Genomic DNA, 18,986 nt, shown 5'->3' with positions numbered 1-18,986 from the left:
TCCCATGACTGTCCACCCTCCGCGCGTGTCCGACGCGCGCGTCCGCCGGCTGGCGGCCACCCTCTACGGGTACGCGTTCCTCAGCGAACTCGTCCTGCTCTATCCGCTGTACGCGCTGCTGTTCAGTGACACCGGCCTGTCTGTCTGGCAGATCTCGTCGCTGTTCGTGATCTGGTCGGCCGCCAGCATCCTGCTGGAGGTGCCCTCCGGCGCGTTCGCCGACGCGGTGTCGCGGCGGCTGCTGCTCGCCCTCGCGCCGGTGGTCACCGCCGCCGGCTTCGCCCTCTGGGTGCTCGTGCCCTCGTACCCGGCCTTCGCCGTCGGGTTCGTGCTCTGGGGCGCCGGCGGGGCCCTCGCCTCGGGCGCGCTGGAGGCGCTGGTCTTCACGGAACTGGACCGCCTCGGTGCCGCCGGCCGCTACGCCCGCGTCATCGGCCGGGCGAAGACCGCCGAGACGCTCGGCGTGCTCGCCTCGATCCTGCTGGCGGGCCCCGCGTTCGCCCTCGGCGGCTACCCGGCCGTCGGCGCGGCCAGCGTGCTGGCCTGCCTGCTCGCCGCCGCCGTCGCCACCCGCCTGCCGGAGCACCGCCGGCCCGCGACGACCGTGCCCGCCGACGTTGGCCCGTCCACCGGTGCCAACGCCGTGCCCACCGAAGCCGTGCCCGTCAACATCGGCCCGTCCACCGGTGCCGGCGCTGTCGCTGCCGACGCGGTGCCCGCCGACGTCGTGGCCGGCTCGGGAGCCGACCCGACCGGGTCCGACGGCGGGGCGGACGACGACGAGGACCTCGGCTGGTGGGCGAGCCTGCGCGCCGGGCTGGCCGAGGTGCACGCCGACCGGGCCGTGCGCGCGGCGGTGCTGCTGGTCGCGGTCGTCGCGGCGGTCTGGGGCGCCCTGGACGAGTACACCCCGCTGCTGGCCCGCGACACCGGCGTCGGCGAGGCGACCGTGCCGCTGCTGCTCCTGCTCACCTGGGTGGGGGTGGCCGTCGGCGGCCTGCTCGCCCCGGCGGGGGAGCGGCTGACCGGCCGGGGGTACGCCGGCCTGCTGGCGCTGTCGGCCGTGGCCCTGGCCGCCGGGGCGCTGCTCGCCCGGCCGCTCGGCTTCGTGCTGGTGGCCGCCGCGTTCTGCGGCTTCCAACTCGCCACCGTGCTCGCCGACGCCCGGTTGCAGGCCCGGATCACCGGGGCCAGCCGGGCCACCGTCACCTCGTTGGCCGGAATGGCCACCGACGTCACGATCATCGCGGTCTACGGCGGCTACGGACTGCTCGCCACCGGGGCCGGCAACGGGGTCGCGTTCGCGGTGGCCGCGGTGCCGTACCTCATCGTGGCGCTGCTCCTGGTGATCCGCTCCGGCCGGCAGCAGCGCCGCCGGCCGGAGCGGGCGAGCGCCGGGCGCGCCGGCTGACCGGGGCCCGGCGGCGGTCCGGAGCGACCGCCGCCGGGCTCGTCGCCGTCAGCCGGGAAGGTGCAGAAACGACCATTGATGACCGTCGAGGTCGCGGAACCGTCCGGGGACGGCTCGTCGGCGGCGAAGCCCAGCGCACGGAAGAACTCCGTAGCCACGGCGAGGCTGCGCACCGGCAGGTTCACGAACGTCGTGCTCATCGCTCCTCCTCCAGGAACACCTTGAGCGCGGCGAGCCGTTCCCGCCAGTACGCCTTCAGCTCCGCCGCCTGCTGCGCCCCGGTCAGCTTCTCGTGCTGCACGGACACCCGGGACTTCGTCGCGCCGACGACCGCGAAGCCCACCACGAGCCGGGTCGGCCCGTCGCCCCAGTCGGCCCGGAACGTCCGCGCCGGCGTGGCCGTGCGGACGCGGACCGTCGTGTCGGGCAGCCACCGTCGGCGCAGCGCGTCGTCGGCGAAGGCGTCGAAGAGCCGCTGCACCGGTACGCCGACCGTCCGGCTGCCGGCGGCGGAGAAGTCGCCCCCGCGCCGCTGCCCGGGCGCGCGCAGGCCGCGCGTCTGCTCGTACCCGACGGTGACGCTCTGCGCCCACCAGCCCGCCACCTCGTGTGTGGTGACCAGCCAGCGGGCGATCTCGGTGTGCGTACGCCCGGTGGCGCCCCAGGCGTCGAGCAGGGCGAACCACTCGTCCCAGCCGCGGCCGGTGCGCTCGCGCAGCAGCGCGTCGGAGATCCGCCCGGTCTGCCCCGTCGCGCCCGCGGGCGGCGACAGAGGCTGCGGCGTCGCGGCCCCCGGCTCGGGCCCGGCTCCGGAGGCCCGGGCGGTCAACTGTCGGCGAGCGGCGGTGTAGCTCTCGCCGGTCTTGTCCATCCGGGCGCGGACCCGGTTCTTGAACGACTTGTGACGCGTCATCACATGCTCCCTGTCGACGGCACGGGTCGCAGGGACCCACGCTCCTGTCGACCGCGCCGGAGAAGGGCATGTGGCACGGCGTCCCGGGAGCACGGGGCTCCCTTTGCCTCCGCGAGGCCGGTGGCGTGGGCACCGGGAAGGAGGTGGGGCGCGGGACGGCGCCGCCACCAGCTTACGCCGCTACGGCGGCAGCGTGGGGTCGGCCGGGAGTCGGCGGGTGGCGGGTCAGGCGCCGGCGGTCTCGCCGGTCTGCTCCCAGATCGAGCTCATCTCGTCGAAGGCCTGCTCCATGAGCTGCACCATGGCCCGTCGGGCGCGGTCGCCGTCGCGCCGCTGGATCGCCTGGGCCACCTCGGCGTGCAACTGGAGGGCCTGCTCGTGCGGGTGGTGCGGCATGAGGTGGTGCTGGTGCCGGCCGGTGAGCACCTCGGCGATCAGGTCCTGCAACCGGACGAACATCTCGTTGCCCGAGGCCACCAGGATCCGGCGGTGGAATTCTATGTCGAGCTGGAGGAAGCGCTCCTCGTCGCCGGCCTTGCCGGCCGCCCACATCTTCGCCGCCAGCCCGACCAGGTCGCTCGCCTCGTCGTGGCCGACCCGGCTGGCGGCCAGCCAGGCGGCGTGCGGCTCGACGGCGGTACGCAACTCGGTGATCGAGCGCAGCTGCACGATGCGCCCGGCCGAGGCGAGCCGCCAACGGATCACCTGCGGATCGAAGACGTTCCAGTCTTCCGATGGGCGGATCATGACCCCCACGCGGCGGCGGGTCTCGATGAAACCGATCGAGGCGAGCACGCGCAGCACCTCGCGGACGACCGAGCGGGACACCGCGTAGCGGTCCACCAGGTCGTCGATGTTGAGGACCGACCCGGGTGCCAGTTCCCCGTCGCAGATGGCCGTGCCGAGGCGGTCGAGGACGCGTGCGTGCAGGCCAGCCTCGACAGGGGCGAGCTGGGCGGCCACAGCCCCCGGAGAGGACGATTCCACGCGACGGAGCATATCAGTTAGGTCTACCTCTTGTATAAGTCTGCTTTTTCGGCCTAGCATCCCGAAGTTAAGCGGATGTAAACCGCGAGGTGGCGGCCCACCCGTCGGGGCGGCGGCCACGGCCACGGCATAAGGAGAGATGGACGTGAGACGTCGATCAGTTATCGGGACTTCCCTGGCGATGGTCGTCGCCCTCGGCCTGTCCGCCTGCGGTGGCGGCGGGGACGACGCCGGCGGCTCGAACACCGTCCGGGTGACGCTGGTGAACCACGTCTGGACGGAGAACATCAAGAAGGCGCTGCCGGAGTTCGAGAAGCAGTCGGGCCTGAAGGTGGAGGTCACCCAGCTCGGTGAGGACCAGCTCTCCGACCAGTACAACGTCAAGCTCAACGCCGGGTCCACCGACCTGGACGTGATGATGTACCGGCCGCTTCAGGAGGGGAAGCTGTTCGCCAAGAACAAGTACCTCGCCGACCTGACCGAGAAGAGCAAGTCGGACAGCGCGTTCGAGGTCGGTGACTTCCAGTCCGGGCCGGTGCAGGCGACCACGTACGAGGACAAGGTGGTCGGCGTGCCGATCATCACCGAGCAGGAGGTCCTCTACTACCGCAAGGACCTGCTGGAGAAGTCCGGCTTCACCGCCCCGCCGAAGACCCTCGACGAGCTCAAGGCGCAGGCGGCGAAGGTCGAGGCGGACAACCCGGGCGTGGCGGGCTTCGTGTCGCGTACCGGCAAGGCCGCCGCCGTCACCCAGTTCTCCAGCTTCCTCTACAGCTTCGGCGGCGACTTCGTCGACGCCAACGGCAAGGCCTCGATCAACACCGAGCAGGCCAAGCAGGCGTACGCCTACTACGGCGGGCTGCTGCGTGAGCACGGCCCGGAGAACATCAGCACCGACATGAGCTGGTCCGAGGCGATGGCGATCTTCACCCAGGGCAAGGCGGCCTTCTACACCGAGGCCAACTCGCTCTACAAGAACGCCACCGACCCGGCCAAGTCGAAGGTCTCCGACACCGTCGGGTTCGCGGCCTTCCCGGCCGGCCCGGCCGGCTCGAAGCCGTACAACATCCCCTCCTGGGCGCTCGGCGTCAACGAGGCCTCGAAGAACCAGGACAACGCCTGGAAGTTCATCCAGTGGGCGGCCGGCAAGGAGCAGGCGCTGGCGCAGCAGAAGGCCGGCGTGCCCAGCGCCCGGACCTCCGTCTGGGAGAACCCGGAGGGCTCGGCGACCTACCCGAAGGACCTGGCCGAGGCCACCACGGTCAGCACCGCCAACGGCGTGGGTCACGACCGTCCGCTGGTCGAGAAGGTCGCCCAGGCGCGGGAGATCGTCGGTCAGCCGATCGTCGACGCGATCACCGGCAAGGACGCGGCCGCCTCGGCGGACGCGGCCAACGAGGCGTTCCAGAAGTTCCTCGACGACGAGGCGAAGTAGCCCGAACCGCAGGTGGCGGAGCCGACCGGCTCCGCCACCGCGCGTCGGGACGCTGGCCCTGACCCCCACCCGGAGACCTCATGTCAGCCGTCACCACACCCGTCACACGATCGCCCGAGGCGCGCCCGCCGTCCCCCGAGACCCCGGCCTGGTCGCGCTGGGCCAACGAGCACCGCAAGTGGCTGTTCGCGGCACCCGCCATGATTTTCGTCGCGGTGCTGATCATCTTTCCGGTGGCGTGGACCGGATACCTCAGCCTGACCGACGCCGAGGGCTCGGTCCGCGCCGAGAGCGAGTTCATCGGCTTCCAGAACTACCTCGACGTGCTCGGCGACACCGACCGGTTCTGGCCGGCCGTGTGGCGCACCGCGCTCTTCACCGGCGTCGTGCTCTTCTTCGAGGTCGTCCTCGGCATGGCGATCGCCCTGCTGCTGTGGCGGCCCTTCCGCGGTGAGAAGTGGGTCCGCGTCGCGATCCTCCTGCCGCTGGTGGCCACCCCGGTCGCGGTCGGCATGATGTGGCGGCTGATCTTCGACCCCAACATCGGGATGGCGAACCAGGTGCTCGGCTGGGTCGGCATCGGCCCGCAGCCCTGGCTCTCCGGGCAGAACTCGGCGCTGCCGACCACGATGTTCATCGACATCTGGCAGTGGACGCCGATGGTCGTGCTGATCCTGCTCGCCGGCCTGACGTCGCTGTCCGACGAGCCGCAGGAGGCGGCACTGATCGACGGCGCCAGCACGTGGCAGCGGTTCCGGCACGTCACCCTGCCCCTGCTGATGCCCACCGTGATCGTGGCGATCCTGCTGCGCGGCATCGACGCGCTGAAGACCTTCGACATCCTCTACGCCACCAAGGGGCGCGGCGGCGGGTCGTTCCACGAGGTGGAGACCCTCAACGTCTACGCCTACGGCCTCAGCTTCGACTACAACGACTACGGCGTCTCATCGACCGTCCTCATCATCTTCTTCCTGATCATCATCGGGGTGATGTGGGCCCTGACCTACCGCAAGAAGGGGCTGAACCGATGAAGCTGCGCAGGCCGTACAAGGTCTTCCGGACGGTTGCCCTCGTCCTCGTGGTGTTGTCGCTGATCGCGCCGCTGGTCTGGATGGTCGCCGCGTCGTTGAAGACGAACGTCGACATCTACGACACCGAGAAGGCGTTCGTCTTCTCCCCGACGCTGGACAACTACTCCAACGTCCTCCAGCAGGCCAACTACATCCAGTTCATCGGCAACAGCCTCTGGGTGGCGCTCGCCGCCACCGTGCTGTCGCTGCTGCTCGGGGTGCCCGCCGCGTACTCGATGAGCCGCTTCAACATGAAGAAGTCGGCGCTGGTCGTGCTCATGGCGCGGGTCATCCCCGGCGTCTCACTGCTGGTGCCCTGGTACTACGTCTTCTCGAACCTGCAGATGGTCGGCGGGTTCACCGTGCTGATCCTCAGCCACATGTTCGTGTCGTTGCCGCTGATCGTCTACATCATGATGGGCTACTTCGACGGCCTGCCGACCGAGCTCGAGGAGGCGGCGCTCGTCGACGGGCTGACCCACATCGGCGCGTTCCGGCGGATCACCCTGCCGCTGTCGGTGCCGGGCATCGCCACCGCCGGCATCCTGTCGTTCATCTTCTCCTGGAACAACTTCATGTTCGCCCTCGTGCTGTCCGGGGCCGACACCAAGACGCTCCCGGTGGCGATCTTCGACTTCGTCGGCTACGCCAGCATCGACTGGGGCGGCCTGATGGCGGCGGCGACCGTGGTCACCCTGCCGATCATGCTGATCGCCCTGTTCGTGCAGAAGTACGTCGTCTCCGGCCTCACCGCCGGCGCCACGAAGGGCTGAGGACACCATGACCACGATCGCACGGGTGGAGACCTTCCTCGTCGCCCCGCGCTGGCTGTTCGTCCGGGTCGAGACCTCCAGCGGGATCGTCGGCTGGGGCGAGGCGACCTGCGAGGGCCGCTCCGAGACCGTCCGCACCGCCGTCGAGCAGCTCAGCGAGCTGCTGATCGGCAAGGACGCGCTGCGCATCGAGGACCACTGGCAGGTCATGACCAAGGGTTCGTTCTACCGGGGCGGGCCGATCCTGGCCAGCGCGGTGGCCGGGCTCGACCAGGCGCTGTGGGACATCGCCGGCAAGCACTTCGGCGCGCCGGTGCACCAGCTGCTCGGCGGCCCGGTGCGCGACCGGATCCGGGTCTACGGCTGGGTCGGCGGCGACGAACCCGGCGAGGTCCGCGACCAGATCGGCGCCGCCGTCGCCACCGGCCTGACCGCCGTGAAGATGAACGCCTCCGGCCGGATGAGCGCCGTCGCGTCCGTCGCCGAACTCGACGCCGTGGTGGCGCGGGTGGCCGCCGCCCGCGAGGTGCTCGGCGACGAGCGGGACGTGGCCGTCGACTTCCACGGCCGGTTCAGCCTCGCCACGGCCCGCCGGGTCGCCCCGCTGCTCGAGCCGTACCGGCCGTTCTTCCTGGAGGAGCCGGTGGTGCCGGAGAACTCGCACCTCATCGGCGAGTTCGTCCGCTCCACCACCACGCCGGTGTCGACGGGGGAGCGGCTCTACAACCGGCAGGAGTTCCTGCCGGTGCTCCAGGCCGGCATCGCGGTCGCCCAGCCGGACCTGTCGCACGCCGGCGGCATCACCGAGGTCCGCAAGATCGCCGCGCTGGCCGAGGTGTACGACGCGCAGCTCGCCCCGCACTGCCCGCTCGGGCCGATCGCGCTCGCCGCCTGCCTCCAGGTCGGCTTCGCCACGCCGAACTACCTGATCCAGGAGCAGAGCATCGGCATCCACTACAACCTCGGCGCCGAGGTGCTCGACTACTGCCTCGACAAGACCCCGCTGACGTTCGTCGACGGGTACGTCGAGCGGCTCACCGCACCCGGCCTCGGCATCGAGATCGACGAAGACGCCGTACGGGCGGCGGACAAGCGCGGCCACGCGTGGCGCAGCCCCACGTGGCGCCACCGCGACGGCTCCTACGCGGAATGGTGATCTCATGACCGTCAACCTCACCGCCGACCTCACCGACGCCCGCATCCTCGCGATCATCCGCGGCACCGACACCACCGCCGCGATCGCCGCCGGCACCGCCCTGCTCCAGGAGGGCGTACGCCTCGTCGAGGTGGCCCTGACCACCCCGGACGCCCTGCGCGCGATCGAGGCGCTGCGCGCCGCTGCCCCCGCCGGAGCGCTGGTCGGCGCCGGTACCGTGCTGACCACCGCCGACGTCGCGGACGTGGCCGCCGCGGGCGCGCAGTTCGTGGTGACGCCGGCCGTGGTCGAGTCGATCGCCGAGGCGGCGCGCCGCGGCCTCCCGGTGGCCGCCGGGGCGCTCACCCCGACGGAGGCGTACACGGCGGTGCGGATGGGTGCGTCGGCGGTCAAGCTCTTCCCGGCGTCGGTCGGTGGCCCCGCGTACCTCAGGGCGGTGCGCGACCCCTTCCCGGACATCCCGTTCGTCGCCGTCGGCGGCGTCGGCCTGGACGACGTGCCCGGCTACCTGCGGGCCGGCGCGATCGCGGTCGGCCTCGGCGGTCCCCTGGTCGGCGACGCCGCCTCCGGCGGCGACCTGGACGCCCTGCGGGCGCGGGCGCGCACCTACCTCGCCGCCGTGCGGGAGTCGACCGCGTCATGACCGCACCGGACCTGCTCACCGTCGGCGAGGCCCTGGTGTCGCTGCGCTCGGCCGGCCCGCTCGCCGCCGGGGGGTCGCTCACCACGCACCTGGCCGGCGCCGAGTCCAACGTGGCCGTGGCGGTGGCCCGGCTGGGCCACCGCGCCGCCTGGGTCGGCCGCCTCGGCGCCGACGAGTTCGGCGAGTACGTGCTGCGGCAGCTGCGCGCCGAGGGCGTCGCCGTCGACGGCGTGACCCGCGACCCGGACCGGCCGACCGGCCTGATGTTCCTGGAGCGGCGCACCGCCGACCTGACCCGGGTGCAGTACCACCGGGCCGGATCGGCCGGGTCCGCCCTCGACGTCGACGACCTGCGGGCGCCGCTGGCCGTCGGCGCGCGGATGCTGCACCTGAGCGGGATCACCCCGGCACTGTCCGGCACCGCCCGCTCGGCCACCCGGTGGGCGGCCGAGGCCGCCGTCGCCGCGGGCGTACCGGTCTGCCTCGACGTCAACCACCGCGAGCGCCTCTGGTCCCGCGACACCGCCCGCGAGGTGCTCACCCCGCTGGCCGGGTACGCCTCGATCGTCGTGGCCTCCGCCGACGAGCTGGACCTCGTCGGCGACCCCGGGGCCGACGAGTCCACCGTCGTGGCGGACCTGCTGCACCGCGGCGTGGACACGGTCCTGGTCAAGCTGGGTGGCGACGGCGCCCGTGCGCACACCCGCGAGGGCGTCGAGCGCGTCGGGGCGCTGAGTGTCACCGCCGTCGACGCCGTCGGCGCCGGGGACGCGTTCACCGCCGGCTACCTCTCCGGCTGGTTCGACGGGCTCGACCTGGCCGGCCGGCTGCGCCGCGCCGCCACCCTCGGCGCCTTCGCGGTCTCCAGCCCCGGCGACTGGGAAGGTCTGCCGCGCCGTGCCGAACTGTCCCTCCTCGACGGTCACGAGGCCGGAGACGTCCTCCGTTAGCCGCCGAGCACCCCGAAGAAGAAAGGCACCCCGTGAAGATCGTCGCCGCTGACGTCATCGTCTCCAGCCCCGACCGCAACTTCGTCACCCTGAAGATCACCACCGACGACGGCGTCACCGGCCTGGGCGACGGCACCCTCAACGGACGGGAACTCTCGGTCGCCTCGTACCTGCGCGACCACGTCGTGCCGCTGCTGATCGGCCGCGACGCGCACCGCATCGAGGACGCCTGGCAGTTCCTCTACCGCTCGGCGTACTGGCGTCGCGGTCCGGTCACCATGGCCGCCATCGCGGCCGTCGACGTGGCCCTGTGGGACATCAAGGCCAAGGTCGCCGGCATGCCGCTTTACCAGTTGCTGGGCGGTGCGTCGCGCACCGGCATCATGGCGTACGGCCACGCCTCCGGCCGGGACCTGCCGGAGCTGTTCGACTCGATCCGCCGGCACCTCGAGCAGGGCTACCGCTCCATCCGGGTGCAGACCTCGGTGCCGGGCATCAACGCGGTGTACGGCGTCGCCGCCCAGCCCAGCGCCGACGGCAAGCGCTACGACTACGAGCCCGCGCAGCGCACCCCGCTGCCGGCCGAGGAGGACTGGGACACCCGCTCCTACCTGCGCCACCTGCCCGGGGTGTTCGAGGCCGTCCGCAACGAGTTCGGCCCGGAGCTGCCGCTGCTGCACGACGGCCACCACCGGATGACCCCCATCCAGGCCGCGAAGCTCGGCAAGGCGCTGGAGCCGTACGACCTGTTCTGGCTGGAGGACTGCACCCCGGCGGAGAACCAGGAGGCGCTGCGGCTGGTCCGCCAGCACACCACCACGCCGCTGGCGATCGGCGAGGTCTTCAACACCGTCTGGGACTACCAGACGCTCATCCGTGAGCAGCTCATCGACTACGTCCGCTCCGCCGTCACGCACACCGGCGGCATCACGGCCATGCGCAAGCTGCTCGACTTCGCCGCCCAGTACCAGATCAAGTCCGGCATCCACGGCCCGACCGACATCTCGCCGGTCGGCATGGCCGCCGCCCTGCACCTGGACCTGGCCATCCACAACTTCGGCATCCAGGAGTACATGCAGCACGGGGCGCTCACCAACGAGGTGTTCCGGCAGTCGTTCACCTTCGCCGACGGCTACCTGCACCCGGGGGAGCAGCCCGGGCTCGGCGTCGAGCTGGACGAGGAGGCCGCCGCGAAGTTCCCGTACGTGCCGGCGTACCTGCCGTTCAACCGGCTCCAGGACGGCACGGTCCATGACTGGTGAGGGCGCGCCCCCGACGCGGCACGTGGTCGTCATGGGGGTGTCCGGGGCCGGGAAGACGACCGTGGCCCGGGGTATCGCCGCCCGTACCGGACTGATCTTCGCCGAGGCCGACGAGTTCCACCCGCCGGCCAACGTGGCGAGCATGCGGGCCGGCGTGCCGCTGGACGACGTCGCGCGCCTGCCCTGGCTGCGCGATCTCGCCGGCTGGATGGCCGCGCGCGCCGCCGAGGGCGTGTCGACGGTGCTGGCCTGCTCGGCGCTGCGGCGGTCCTACCGCGACGTGCTGCGCCAGGGGCCGCCGAGCGTCGAGTTCGTCCACCTGGACGGCGCGGCCGAGGTGATCCGGGAGCGGATGGCCCGCCGCGCCGGGCACTACATGCCGCCGAGCCTGCTGGCGTCGCAGCTGGCCACCCTGGAACAGCCCCACCCGGACGAGTCGGTGCTGGTGCTGGACGTGGCGCTCACGCCGGACGAGCTCGTCTCGGCGGCGGTCGACCGGCTCGGCCTGGCGAGCGGCGTCGCCGCCACCGGCTGAGCGTGTCCCGGTCGCGGTGCCCCCGGCGCCGCGACCGGGCAGCCGGTCTCGGCGCGGGTGCGCCGACCGCTGGCAGTCGCGAGCGGGCGGCAGACCGGTCCCGGGCGGGTGGGCCGGTCGCCGTCAGTCGGGCGACCCGTCGAGGTAGACCCAGCGGCCCTCCTCGCGGACGAACCGGCTGCGCTCGGTCTGCGTGCCCGGCCGGCCGCCGGCGCGGTGGTGGGCCCGGAACTCGACGGTGCCGGTGGCGTCGAACAGCCCGCCCCGGTCGGTGCCGACGATCTCCAGGCCCGTCCAGCGCTGGCCGGGATCGAGGTCGAGCCGGCGCGGTCGGGTCGAGGAGTGCCAGCTGCGCAGCAGGTACGCGGTGTCGCCGACGATGAAGGCGCTGTAGCGCGACCGCATCAGCGCCTCGGCCGTCGCCGCTTCCGCCTCGCCCCGGTGCAGCCGCCCGCAACACCCCGCGTACGGCTGGCCGGAGCCGCAGGGGCAGGGCCGGTCCGGGTCGTCGGCCGTCCGCCGGCGGGGTCGCTTCGCCACCGGCCCATTCTGGCCGACGGCCCGCGCGGCCGGCGTCCGGACCCCGGCCGCCGGCCGCGCGCGGGCCGGTGCGGTGCGGCGGGCGGCCGACCGGGACGGCACGGGGCGTGGCCCCGGGCCGACCGTCGCCCGGGCGTCGTGGTCCCGGCTCAGCCGGCGCTCGTCCGGGGCGCCCGTCGGGTGCCGAACGACTCCATGGTCGTCGCCTTGCGGGCGGGGGCCTTCGAGGCCGCGCCGGCGCGGGTCGCCGCGGCCTTCGCCGCCTTCTTCGCGGGCGCCTTCTTCGCCGGCGCGGCCGTGGCGGGCGCCTTGCGGGCGCGGGCCGGGGCCGCCGTGGCCGAGGTGTCCTTCTTCCGGGCCACGCGGGCGGTCGTCGGGGTCGGCTTCTCCCCCGGGGACCTGGCCGCGGTCGCCCCGGTGGCCCGCTTCGTGGCCGTCGCCACCTTCTTCGCCGCCGCCGCCCGCTTCATCGGGGCCTTGCGCGCCCCGGTGGCCTTCCTGGCCCGTCCTGCGTCCGCCATCGTCGCTCCTCGGGAATCGGCCCTGGGCGCACGGTCTTCCCCCGGCCCCGGTGGTCAAACGCCGGGGCCGACGTGGCGCGGGAGCCGGCCCGGCCCCCGCGCCGCGCGTCACGTCCCGGTCGCCGGCTTGTACGCGCAGACCAGTTCCCAGCCGCCGGGCAGCACCGTCACCCGCTCGAAGCCGACCTCCTTGAGCAGGCCCGTGTAGAACTCGACCTCCCGCAGCCGGCTCACGCAGGTGTCGACCCCGATGAGGAAGTAGCTCCAGAAGAACTGCATCGCCAGCCGGTCCGGGGTGCGGAACTCCTCGCAGATCAGCAGCATCCCGCCCGGCTCCAGGGCCGCGTACGCCTTCTCCACCAGCCGGCGGGCGACCTCGTTCGGCCAGTCGTGCAGCACCCGGACGAACGCCATGGCGTCGTAGCCCGGCGGCAGCGGCTCGGCGAGGAAGTCACCGCCGACGAACCCCAGCCGGTCCACGTGCCCCGTGCGGACCCGGGTGGCCGCCACCAGCGGCGCCACGGCCGGCAGGTTGTACACGTCGACCCGCAGCCCCGAGGCGTCGTCGAGGACGTGCGCGGCGAGCGTGCCGTCGCCCCCGCCGACGTCCAGCAGGCGACGCCGGTCCGACCACAGCTGGTCGGCGTTGCGGTGCACCGCCTCGATCACCGGGCCGAGACCGACGGCCATGCTGCGCTCGAAGTCGGCGGTCTGCTCGTCGGTCTTCGGCGGCCAGGCGAAATCGTCGTCGCCCATGCTGACCTCGCCGCGCAGGCTCTCGCCCAGCCGGCCGTGCAGCCGCCGCCAGGGGTAGCGGTCCCGGTCCCGTTCGATGGCGTCCGGGCCGACCACCGCCGCCACGGCGTCGCGCAGCCCGGGCGCCGCCCGGTACGTGGCCGAGGCGATGTCGTCGCCCGGTTCGCTGCGCGCGACGAAGCCGAGGCTCTCCAGGCAGTCGAGGAACTTGTAGAGCCGCAGGGGCCGCACGTCGAAGCGCTCGGCGAGGTCGCCGAGGCGGGCCGGCCCCGGCTCCAGGGCGTCGAGCAGGCCCATGCCGAGTGCGGTCTCCAGGACGTCCATGGCCTTGGGCCCGTTGGCGAGCAGGCTCATCAGCGCCCGCGGTGACAGGGTGACGTTCACCGGTCCAGCTCCTCTTCCAGCGCGTCCATGAACGCGTCGATCTCCTCGAGGGTGTTGTAGACGTGCGGGCCGATGCGCAGGTAGCCCCGCCAGCTGCAGACCATGTCCCGCGCGAGCAGTCGCCGCTTGACCGCCTCGCCGTCGGCGACGTCGAGGCAGACCACGCCGCCGCGCCGGTGCGGCTCGACCGGGCTGACCACGCGGATGCCGGCCGCCGCCGCCCGCTGGAGGACCCGGGACGTGCAGGCGAGCGAGTGCCGCCGGATCGCGGGGACGCCCACCCCCGCCAGCAGGTCCAGTCCGACCTGGGAGACCAGCGAGGTGAGGGGGTACGGCGTCCCGCCGGCGAAGCGCCGGGCGCCGGGCGCCCAGCCCGTCGACGGCTGGAAGGTCAGCGCCCGGTCGCCGGCCTGCCAGCCGGTCGCCGCCGGTTCCAGCCGGGCCGTCAGGTCCGGGCGGACGTACAGGAAGGCGGTGCCGACCCCGCACAGCCACTTGTGCGCGCCGCCGAGCACGACGTCGACGCCGAGCGCCGTCACGTCCAGCGGCACGACGCCCACGGTCTGGAAGGCGTCGACGACCACCAGGGCGCCGACGTCGTGTGCGCGGCGCACCAGTCGGGGCAGGTCGATGGTGGCGCCGGAGGAGAAGCTGGCGTGCGGGACGCACACGAGCAGCGTCCGCTCGTCGATCCGCGCCTCGAGGGCGTCCTCGTCGAAGCTCGGGCCGCCCGACCCCACGACGTCGAGGCGCGCGCCGTAGCGGCGGAACGCGGTGAAGATGAACGGCACGGTCGGGTACTCCAGGTCGGTGGTGACGACCCGGTCGCGTGGGGCGCGGTAGTCGAAGCAGGACGCGACCCGGGCGAGCAGGGTGCTCAGGTTCGCGTCGGTGACCACGCTGCCCGGTGGCGCGCCGATGAGGGCGGCGATCGAGTCGGCGTACCGGTCGAGGCCGACGTGCCAGTCCTGCCACACCTCGTCGCGCCAGCCGCGCAGCGTCTCCCAGTAGCCGGCGAGCACGTGCTCAGCGCCCCTCGGCGCCGCCCCGGTGGAGTTGTTGTTCAGGTAGACGCAGGTCGACAGCAGCGGGAACTCGGCGCGCAGGGCGGCCTGGGCGCCGGCGTCGAGGCACCCGGACGTGTCGGGTGCCGGTTCGGGCGACATCATTCGGGGCTGCCTCCGCTCGGTGCGGTCCCTGAGGAGGGATCCGGGTCGGGGGTGACGGAGCTGAAGACCGGGATGGACCGCACGGCGGCCAGGTAGGGCGTGCCCTCGGTGTAGCCGGTGCCGGGGCGCGGCCCGAGCATCCGGGTGGCCAGCCGGTGGTGGGTGCGCCGCCACTGGAGCACGGCCGCCGCGAACGCGCCCATGGCCCGGGCCACCAGGTCGACGTCCGCCCCGGTGAGCAGGCCCGCGCGCACCGCGGCCCGGAACGCCTCGTCGACCGACGGCTGCCCGGCGTGCACCCGCTCGCGTACCTCCGGCACCTGCTGGTAGGCGGGCGAGTCCAGCCGCGCCGCCTCCGGGGTGCGGCACAGCGACTCCATCAGCTTGTAGGAGCGGGACTGGATGGCGCTGGCCCCCTCGGTGTACTGACGGAACGTCCGGAACGCCGCCGGCTGCATGGTGGCCAGCAGCGAGAACAGCGGCCCGGCGGCGGTGAGCTGCTGGCAGGCGTACGCCAGCCGGTCGGCCGCCGCCCGCGCCCGACCGGCGGCCAGGGCGGCGATCGTGGCCCGCAGTTCGTCGACCAGCCCCGCGAAGAGGCACTCGTACGCCTGGAGCACCCGGATGAACAGGTACTCGTCGTGCGAGACGTAGACCGGCAGCATGCTCAGCCACAGTGCCGGCTCCCCGGCGGGGGCGCGGTCGGCGGCGAGGGCGCGCAGCACGGCCGCCGGCTCCGGGTGGTGGGCCGCCCCGGCCAGGCCCAGGCGGGCGAGGGCGGGGGCCGCGGCCCGTACGCCGAGCCGGTGACGCTTGGCCACCACCTCCCGGCCCGGCCGGTCCTCGGGCAGCAGGTCGGTCGCGTCCGACGCGGCGGCCGCCTCGAACGCCAGCGCGTCGGCGACCAGGCGGACGAGCAGCCGGTCGCGGTCGCGGCGGGTGCGGTCGGGGTGTGCGGCCGGCCCGCCGGCGTGCACCGCCTGCGTGCTGCCCGGCCGGTCGTCCGCGCCGTAGGGATCGTCGTCCGCGCCGCCCGGCCGGTCGTCCGGTCCGTCGTCCGCCCCGCAGGGCAGCCGGAGCAGGCGCAGCCCCAGGTAGCTGCGGTAGTCGTAGCGGCCGTCCCACTTGTCGAGCGCGACGTCGAGGAAGTCGCGCAACTGCCGGACCGCGGGCGTCGGCGGGCCGGGGACCGGGGCGCTCACCTGGGCCCGGACGTGGTCCAGCAGCGCCAGGAGTTCCTTTTCTACGAAGTGTTTGCCGACCCGGTGGAACTCGGCCAGCACGGGAGAATAGGGAAAATCGTCCGCCTCGGCGGCGCCCGACAACCAACTCGTCAGTTCACGCACGAACCGCACCTCGACATTCGGCTCGTGTCAACCGTGGACGGGGAGACAATTGACAAATTGAGGGGTGGGTGGGGATTGCGGCGACCGCTCGGCACGGGAACGGTCGCTTTCACCCGTGCAGGGTCTTCACGCGGGCCTGCCACAGTTCCGGGAAGAACCGGTGCCCGATGAGCTTGGCGAGCACGGTCGCCTCGGCGCCGTCGGGGGCGTGCCCGCCGACGCGCAGGGCGGCCTGGTAGTGCCGCACCCGCCACAGCGACACCCGCTCGTCCCACTCCATCATCGCCTCGGCGAGCAGGTGGACGGGGTCGGTCGGGTCCGCCCGGCGCAGCTCGGCCAGGGCGGTGCCGTGCGCGGCGAGGTGGTCGGTGAACGCCAGGCCGAGCTGCCGGCTGGCCGCCTGGACCCGCCGCCAGCCCGGCGACTCGGCGCCGGAACCCTTGCCCAGCGCGGGCTGCATGGCCTCGAAGGCGGCCGGGGAGAGGTGTCGGAACATCTCCAGCTGGTCGGTGATCAGCCGTACCCCGAGGGTCGCCCGGGTCAGCAGCGGCTCGGCCGCCGCGGGCTCGCCGGCGCGGATCCGGGCGACCGCCTCGGTCAGCTCCGCCGCCGCGAGCTTGAGCCACAGCTCGGTGGACTGGTGCACCACCTGGAAGAGCAGCTCGTCGCGGTGGATCATCTCCGCCGGGCTCCGTTGCAGGTCGAGCAGCGCGTCCGTGCGCATGTAGCGCGCGTAGTCCGTGGCGCCGTCGCCAGGAAGAACAGGTGAGTGGTCCCGCTTCACGGAATTGTCCCCTTCGGTCAGCGTCGCTGCGTCGGGAACCGTTGGCCCGACAGCGCGTGCGGCGGCCATTATGCAACGACGAAAGGCAATGTGTCACGCCTTCGTCGCGGGCCGTGTCCGACTCCGGAAAGGGGAGGTTTCCGCCATTTTCTGCGATGTATAAAGGCGGCGGAATAGCACATAGATCAACACGGGTCAATAGCGGTGGGCGGCTGACATGTCACACGGCCGTCGGCGGCGCGCGCCCCGTCGGCGCGCCGCCGACGGCCGTGTCTCACCAGCGCGACGGTGGTGGCGGCGACACGACCGGCGGACGGTCTTCGCAGGTGATGGTGTTCGGCAGCTGCCACGGGGCCAGCCAGCCGCCGTCGTTGCCGCCGAGATCGGTGAGGGCGAACTCCGAGCCGGTCGCCGGGAAGTTGAACGACCCGCAGTTGTTGACGCCGACGGCGCCGACGTTGCGGGCGTCGACGTTGCGCAACGAGGCCGAGCCCGCCGCGCGGGCGCTCAGCACGGAGGTGCCCGTGCCGTCGACCCGGACGTCCTGGAACCGGACACCGGTGATCGAGTGCAGGTCCTTCACCGGCCAGTCGCTGACCAGCATGATGGCGTTGTACGTGTTGTCGAGGTAGCTGTCCCCGATCACGTCGACGGTCGCGTCGATGTCCCGGTCGAGCGCGTAGAACCAGATGGCCCCCAGCCCGATCTTCCAGTTCAGCTCGTACGTGCCGGCGCGGGCGGTGGTGTTGCCGGTGATCAGCAGCCGCCCGGTGAAGGGCTGCGCGCCGAAGCGGGACCCGACCTGGATCGCGCTGCCCTCGCGTACCGGATCGGCGACCAGGTTGTGCGACACGGTGAGGTCGGTGCCGCCGTAGAGGGCGATGCCGTTGGCCAGCACCGGCGACTGCACGGTGTTGTGGTCGAACCGGTTGCGGGCGTTGCCGACCTTCTCCGACCACATGGCGAGCCCGTCGTCGCCGGTGTTGCGGACGAAGGTGTGCGCGACCAGCGAGTCGGTGACGCCGGTGTGGAAGTTGAGCCCGTCCGCGATCTGGTCGACGATGATCGTGTCGGTGACCCGTACGTTGGTCATCGGTCCGTCGAACCAGATGCCCACCTTCGTGTGGCGCAGGTGCAGGCCGTCGATGGTGGAGTCGCTCATCGCGCCGCCGATCGCGTTGACCTGGTCGGTGTCGATGCGCTCGCGAACGTCGCCCTCGATGGCGAAGCCTGAGAGGTGCACGTTGCGGCTGCCGCCCTCGGCGGCGCTCCTGCCGTAGAAGCCGACGCCGGTGTGCACCGAGCCGTCCGGCGCGGGCGTGGGCAGCGCGACCTCGCGCCCCTTGACGATCGTGTACCAGTTGCCGGCGCCCTCGATGGTCACGTCGTCGACGACGATGTGCCGGTTGACCTGGTACGTGCCGGGCGGCAGGTAGACCGGCACGTCTACCCGCCGGGCGAAGGCGATGGCCCGGTCCAGGGCGGCGGCGGAGTCGCGGCGGCCGGTCGGATCGGCGCCGAAGGCCAGGACGTTCGCGGCGCGCAGCCGCACGCGCGGGGGACCGACGAGTTCGGAGTCGAGCAGGTCGATCACCGTCCACGCGGCGTTGCTGCCCGCCGGGGCGGTGAGCCGGATCCGATCGCCCGCCCGGTACGTCCGGCCGAGCAGCAGCCGCTGCTCGTCGTAGAAGTGGCTGGGGCGGAACGGGGTGGGGATGCTCGGGTACGGCGTGGTGGCCGCCGGCACGCACGAGCACTCGGTGATCCACCAGTCCGGGTGCAGCAGCCCGGCGGTCGGGTCGTTGGAGAACGGATACTGGTTGTAGAGCCAGGCGTACTGCGAGGTGAGGGTCATCGTCCGGACCCGCCGGTCGTTGACCGCCACGTCCAGCGGGGCGGTGATGCCGCCGCCCCGAGGGGCGTCGGGGATGCTGTAGCGCACGGTGATCGCGTTGGCCGCGCGGGGCAGGACGAACTCGACGTACCGGCCGGGGGTCAGCCGGACCGCGCTGCGCCCGGAGGCCTCGGCCGGCAGCGTGTAGGCGGTGCGGTCGGGGCCGATGACCTCGCCGTCCGTGGTCGCGTTCTCCGCCTCCTGCTCGACGAAGTCGACGTCGGCGCCGCGCCCCGCGACCAGGTGCGGGTCGAGGCCGACCCTGGTGACGACCGGCCCGGTGCCGGCGGGTGGGGTGGCGGTGGCCGGGCCGGGCGCGCCGGCCAGGACGCCGAGGGCGGTGGCGAGCGCGACGGTGGCGGCGACCGCCGCCCGGGGCCGTCGCCGCGACGACGGTCCGGGCGGCGAATATCTGCTCAGGGGCATGACCTGACTCTTCTCGTGGTGGGACGGGTCC

At 73.0% G+C, this 18,986-nt stretch carries 18 protein-coding genes; 9 read left to right on the top strand and 9 right to left on the bottom strand.

The annotated features are described in order from the left end of the window. The first annotated feature begins 4 nt into the window (after nucleotides 1–4). Complete coding sequence (locus AC5L34_RS25230; RefSeq protein WP_441177199.1) at nucleotides 5–1,411, top strand: MFS transporter; 1,407 nt, start codon at nucleotides 5–7, stop codon at nucleotides 1,409–1,411. Between the two features lie 196 nt (nucleotides 1,412–1,607). On the opposite strand, the gene AC5L34_RS25225 is transcribed toward AC5L34_RS25230, so the two are convergent. Further along, nucleotides 1,608–2,324 (bottom strand): hypothetical protein, encoded by a 717-nt coding sequence (locus AC5L34_RS25225; protein ID WP_441177198.1) that lies wholly within the window; start codon nucleotides 2,322–2,324, stop codon nucleotides 1,608–1,610. A 225-nt stretch (nucleotides 2,325–2,549) separates the two neighbouring features. Continuing rightward, complete coding sequence (locus AC5L34_RS25220; RefSeq protein WP_441177197.1) at nucleotides 2,550–3,311, bottom strand: FadR/GntR family transcriptional regulator; 762 nt, start codon at nucleotides 3,309–3,311, stop codon at nucleotides 2,550–2,552. A 145-nt stretch (nucleotides 3,312–3,456) separates the two neighbouring features. On the opposite strand from AC5L34_RS25220, the gene AC5L34_RS25215 reads away from it, so the two are divergent. The 8 genes from AC5L34_RS25215 (at nucleotide 3,457) to AC5L34_RS25180 (ending at nucleotide 11,135) form a co-directional block, all read left to right on the top strand. Beyond that, nucleotides 3,457–4,746: an ABC transporter substrate-binding protein gene (locus AC5L34_RS25215; protein ID WP_441177196.1), complete on the top strand. Its 1,290-nt coding sequence runs from the start codon at nucleotides 3,457–3,459 to the stop codon at nucleotides 4,744–4,746. Between the two features lie 80 nt (nucleotides 4,747–4,826). Next, a complete protein-coding gene (locus AC5L34_RS25210) occupies nucleotides 4,827–5,777 on the top strand; it encodes a carbohydrate ABC transporter permease (RefSeq protein ID WP_441177195.1) in 951 nt (316 codons plus the stop codon). Next, nucleotides 5,774–6,589 (top strand): carbohydrate ABC transporter permease, encoded by an 816-nt coding sequence (locus AC5L34_RS25205; protein WP_089000204.1) that lies wholly within the window; start codon nucleotides 5,774–5,776, stop codon nucleotides 6,587–6,589. The genes AC5L34_RS25210 and AC5L34_RS25205 overlap by 4 nt, the downstream gene beginning before the upstream one ends. A 7-nt stretch (nucleotides 6,590–6,596) precedes the next feature. Further along, nucleotides 6,597–7,745: a galactonate dehydratase gene (gene dgoD / locus AC5L34_RS25200; protein ID WP_494827225.1), complete on the top strand. Its 1,149-nt coding sequence runs from the start codon at nucleotides 6,597–6,599 to the stop codon at nucleotides 7,743–7,745. 4 nt (nucleotides 7,746–7,749) lie between these two features. Next, nucleotides 7,750–8,388: a bifunctional 4-hydroxy-2-oxoglutarate aldolase/2-dehydro-3-deoxy-phosphogluconate aldolase gene (locus AC5L34_RS25195; RefSeq protein WP_494827223.1), complete on the top strand. Its 639-nt coding sequence runs from the start codon at nucleotides 7,750–7,752 to the stop codon at nucleotides 8,386–8,388. Next, nucleotides 8,385–9,338, top strand: coding sequence for a sugar kinase (locus AC5L34_RS25190; protein WP_494827221.1), 954 nt, complete (start codon nucleotides 8,385–8,387; stop codon nucleotides 9,336–9,338). Before AC5L34_RS25195 ends, AC5L34_RS25190 begins: the two co-directional genes overlap by 4 nt. Beyond that, nucleotides 9,266–10,600, top strand: coding sequence for a D-mannonate dehydratase ManD (manD, locus tag AC5L34_RS25185; RefSeq protein WP_494827268.1), 1,335 nt, complete (start codon nucleotides 9,266–9,268; stop codon nucleotides 10,598–10,600). Before AC5L34_RS25190 ends, manD begins: the two co-directional genes overlap by 73 nt. After that, nucleotides 10,590–11,135 (top strand): gluconokinase, encoded by a 546-nt coding sequence (locus AC5L34_RS25180; RefSeq protein WP_441177190.1) that lies wholly within the window; start codon nucleotides 10,590–10,592, stop codon nucleotides 11,133–11,135. Before manD ends, AC5L34_RS25180 begins: the two co-directional genes overlap by 11 nt. Nucleotides 11,136–11,258: 123 nt before the next feature. On the opposite strand, the gene AC5L34_RS25175 is transcribed toward AC5L34_RS25180, so the two are convergent. From AC5L34_RS25175 to AC5L34_RS25145, 7 genes are all read right to left on the bottom strand, one after another. Next, nucleotides 11,259–11,675, bottom strand: a complete 417-nt coding sequence (locus AC5L34_RS25175; RefSeq protein ID WP_494827218.1) for a YchJ family protein — start codon at nucleotides 11,673–11,675, stop codon at nucleotides 11,259–11,261. Between the two features lie 149 nt (nucleotides 11,676–11,824). After that, the gene (locus tag AC5L34_RS25170; RefSeq protein WP_441177188.1) at nucleotides 11,825–12,196 is read right to left on the bottom strand and encodes a hypothetical protein; all 372 of its coding nucleotides are present in this window, start codon (nucleotides 12,194–12,196) and stop codon (nucleotides 11,825–11,827) included. Between the two features lie 108 nt (nucleotides 12,197–12,304). Next, nucleotides 12,305–13,336 (bottom strand): methyltransferase, encoded by a 1,032-nt coding sequence (locus AC5L34_RS25165; RefSeq protein WP_494827216.1) that lies wholly within the window; start codon nucleotides 13,334–13,336, stop codon nucleotides 12,305–12,307. After that, nucleotides 13,333–14,505 (bottom strand): aminotransferase class V-fold PLP-dependent enzyme, encoded by a 1,173-nt coding sequence (locus tag AC5L34_RS25160; RefSeq protein WP_494827214.1) that lies wholly within the window; start codon nucleotides 14,503–14,505, stop codon nucleotides 13,333–13,335. The genes AC5L34_RS25165 and AC5L34_RS25160 overlap by 4 nt, the downstream gene beginning before the upstream one ends. Next, complete coding sequence (locus AC5L34_RS25155; RefSeq protein ID WP_494827212.1) at nucleotides 14,502–15,851, bottom strand: tryptophan 2,3-dioxygenase family protein; 1,350 nt, start codon at nucleotides 15,849–15,851, stop codon at nucleotides 14,502–14,504. The genes AC5L34_RS25160 and AC5L34_RS25155 overlap by 4 nt, the downstream gene beginning before the upstream one ends. A gap of 109 nt (nucleotides 15,852–15,960) precedes the next feature. Further along, entirely contained in the window at nucleotides 15,961–16,635 is a 675-nt protein-coding gene (locus tag AC5L34_RS25150) for a tryptophan 2,3-dioxygenase family protein (protein WP_357723029.1), read from the bottom strand. Between the two features lie 274 nt (nucleotides 16,636–16,909). Next, entirely contained in the window at nucleotides 16,910–18,955 is a 2,046-nt protein-coding gene (locus AC5L34_RS25145; RefSeq protein ID WP_494827210.1) for a glycosyl hydrolase family 28-related protein, read from the bottom strand. Nucleotides 18,956–18,986 lie beyond the last annotated feature (31 nt).

This window comes from Micromonospora sp. ZG13 (assembly GCF_059359355.1).
This window is presented reverse-complemented; position numbering and strand designations above follow the sequence as displayed.

What these genes read in the sequence shown, in the direction of transcription:
- AC5L34_RS25230 (WP_441177199.1), top strand. Translation starts at nt 5, where the DNA reads ATGACTGTCCACCCTCCGCGCGTGTCCGACGCGCGCGTCCGCCGGCTG.
- AC5L34_RS25225 (WP_441177198.1), bottom strand. Translation starts at nt 2,324, where the DNA reads ATGACGCGTCACAAGTCGTTCAAGAACCGGGTCCGCGCCCGGATGGAC.
- AC5L34_RS25210 (WP_441177195.1), top strand. Translation starts at nt 4,827, where the DNA reads ATGTCAGCCGTCACCACACCCGTCACACGATCGCCCGAGGCGCGCCCG.
- AC5L34_RS25205 (WP_089000204.1), top strand. Translation starts at nt 5,774, where the DNA reads ATGAAGCTGCGCAGGCCGTACAAGGTCTTCCGGACGGTTGCCCTCGTC.
- dgoD (WP_494827225.1), top strand. Translation starts at nt 6,597, where the DNA reads ATGACCACGATCGCACGGGTGGAGACCTTCCTCGTCGCCCCGCGCTGG.
- AC5L34_RS25195 (WP_494827223.1), top strand. Translation starts at nt 7,750, where the DNA reads ATGACCGTCAACCTCACCGCCGACCTCACCGACGCCCGCATCCTCGCG.
- AC5L34_RS25190 (WP_494827221.1), top strand. Translation starts at nt 8,385, where the DNA reads ATGACCGCACCGGACCTGCTCACCGTCGGCGAGGCCCTGGTGTCGCTG.
- AC5L34_RS25180 (WP_441177190.1), top strand. Translation starts at nt 10,590, where the DNA reads ATGACTGGTGAGGGCGCGCCCCCGACGCGGCACGTGGTCGTCATGGGG.
- AC5L34_RS25170 (WP_441177188.1), bottom strand. Translation starts at nt 12,196, where the DNA reads ATGGCGGACGCAGGACGGGCCAGGAAGGCCACCGGGGCGCGCAAGGCC.
- AC5L34_RS25160 (WP_494827214.1), bottom strand. Translation starts at nt 14,505, where the DNA reads ATGATGTCGCCCGAACCGGCACCCGACACGTCCGGGTGCCTCGACGCC.
- AC5L34_RS25145 (WP_494827210.1), bottom strand. Translation starts at nt 18,955, where the DNA reads ATGCCCCTGAGCAGATATTCGCCGCCCGGACCGTCGTCGCGGCGACGG.